We start from the raw sequence: 1,941 nt of genomic DNA on the forward strand, positions 1-1,941 counted from the left end.
GCGGACTACGGCATCGATCCGGGCCGCATCGCCATCGCGGGCGGCTCGGCCGGCGGCCAGATCGCGGCGCTGACGGGCGTGACGAACGGAGAATCCCGCTTCGATCCGGACGGAGGAAACGTGTCGAGCGACGTGCAGGCGATCGTCAACATCGACGGCCTGTCGGATTTCACGTCGGAAGAAGCGCGCAAATACGAAGACGACCCGGCGAAGCAGCCTTCATCAGCCGGCGCGTGGTTCGGCGGCCGCTACGCGGAGAAGGCGGCGCTGTGGCGCGACGCGTCGCCGCTGTATCACGTGAAGGCGGGCACGCCGCCCATGCTGTTCATCGTCAGCGCGCAGCGGCGTTTCAGCCTCGGGCGGGAAGAGATGGCCGGGAAACTGCGGGTGCTGGGCGTGCCGAACCGGGTCGTGCCCGTGCCCGACACGCCCCACAGCTTTTGGCTGTTCGATCCGTGGCTGGCGCCGACGGTGGAGGCGGCGGATGCGTTCCTGAAGGAGGTCATCCCGCCCCGAACGGATTCTCCAGGCTCGCCGCCGGCTGCGTGAACCACTTCGGTCCGTTCGCCGTCATGTAGAAATGGTCTTCCAGGCGGACGCCGAATTCGCCCGGCACGCAGATCATCGGCTCATTGGAGAAGCACATGCCCGGCTCCAGCGCCCGGGTCTCGCCGCCGACGAGGTAGGGGCCTTCGTGGATGTCGAGACCGATGCCGTGGCCCGTGCGGTGCGGCAGGCCGGGCAGCTTGTAGCCGGGGCCGAAGCCGTCGGCCTCGAGCGAGCGGCGCGCGGCCTTGTCGACCTCTTCGCACGGCACGCCCAGCTGGGCCGCATCGAACGCCGCCCGTTGCGCCGCCTTTTCCGCGTTCCACACGAAGCGCTGGCGCTCGGTCGGTTCGCCGAACACGTACGTGCGCGTGATGTCGGAGATGTAGTTGTGGACCTTGCAGCCCGTGTCGATCAGCACCGTGTCGCCCCGTTGCAGGGTCTGCACGTAGCTGACGCCGTGCGGGTACGCCGTCGCCTCGCCGAACAGCACGATGCAGAAATAGGAGCCGCTCGCGCCGACCTTGCGGTGCGCGAGGTGGATGAATTCCTCGACTTCCTTCGTCGTGATCCCTTCGTGCAGGATCGACGCCGCCACCACGTGCACGGCCATCGTCATGTCCATCGCGCGCTGGATCAGCGCGATTTCCGCGTCCGACTTGCGGCTGCGGCAGTGCGACGTGACCGGGTGCGCATTCCGCAAAGTGTAGCCATCGGTCGCGGCGCGGATCGCGTCGCACAGGAATAGCGGCGTGCTGTCGTCGATGGCGAGCACGCTGCCGGCCCCGATCCCGCGCTGTTCCAGCACGGCGCGCAGGCGCACGGCGGGACGCTCGTGCTCGTCCCAGACGGCGATGTCGCCTTCGACGACCATGAAATCGCGGATCGTGCTTTCCTCGAACGCGGGCGCGATGTAGACGGGGCCGCCCTGCGCCGACAGGATGGCGCCCACCATGCGTTCGCTGGGGCTCCATCTCGTGCCCGTGAAATAGGTCAGGTTGCTGCCGGCGTTGAGGTAGACGGCGTCGATGCCTTGCGCCGCCATGAACGCCTGCGCACGTTCGATGCGCGCCCGGTGCTCGGCCAGCGCGATGGGCACGGCGCCCGCGGTCATGTCGCCCAAGGCGTCGAGCGCCGCCTGTTTGTCGGTGCCACCAATGTTCATGTTTCTCATTACCTCATTCAAAGTCTGACAGCGCCCGCGCGGTCGCGGGCATGATGGGTGTCCGGGCATCCTCGTGGGACCACCCGAACAGGAAGGCGCACGCCGCGCCGCAGGTCTTGCCCTGGCAGGGCCCCATGCCGACGCGGGTCGCCAGTTTCGCTTCGCGCCAGTCGCGGTGCGGCAGCAGGCGGGCCTGGGTCACGTCCTCGCAGCGGCACACGATCGTCTCC

General features: G+C 68.3%; 2 protein-coding genes and 1 pseudogene. 1 reads left to right on the forward strand and 2 read right to left on the reverse strand.

Going from position 1 to position 1,941, the window contains the following annotated elements; all coding sequences use genetic code 11:
• A partial coding sequence (locus ACEN88_RS30375) for an alpha/beta hydrolase fold domain-containing protein (protein ID WP_413345707.1) occupies window positions 1–549 on the forward strand: 549 nt, incomplete at its 5' end.
• On the opposite strand, the gene ACEN88_RS30380 is transcribed toward ACEN88_RS30375, so the two are convergent.
• Both ACEN88_RS30380 and ACEN88_RS30385 read right to left on the reverse strand, forming a co-directional pair.
• Entirely contained in the window at window positions 503–1,711 is a 1,209-nt protein-coding gene (locus ACEN88_RS30380; protein ID WP_413345709.1) for a M24 family metallopeptidase, read from the reverse strand. The genes ACEN88_RS30375 and ACEN88_RS30380 overlap by 47 nt on opposite strands.
• A 13-nt stretch (window positions 1,712–1,724) precedes the next feature.
• Window positions 1,725–1,941: pseudogene (locus tag ACEN88_RS30385) on the reverse strand (FAD/NAD(P)-binding oxidoreductase); the annotation flags it as partial.

Origin of the sequence: Massilia sp. CT11-108 (assembly GCF_047302915.1) — a bacterium.
GTDB lineage: Bacteria > Pseudomonadota > Gammaproteobacteria > Burkholderiales > Burkholderiaceae_D > Telluria > Telluria orientalis.

Excerpts from the sequence above, each read along its gene's own strand:
- ACEN88_RS30380 (WP_413345709.1), bottom strand. The coding sequence starts at position 1,711 with ATGAACATTGGTGGCACCGACAAACAGGCGGCGCTCGACGCCTTGGGC.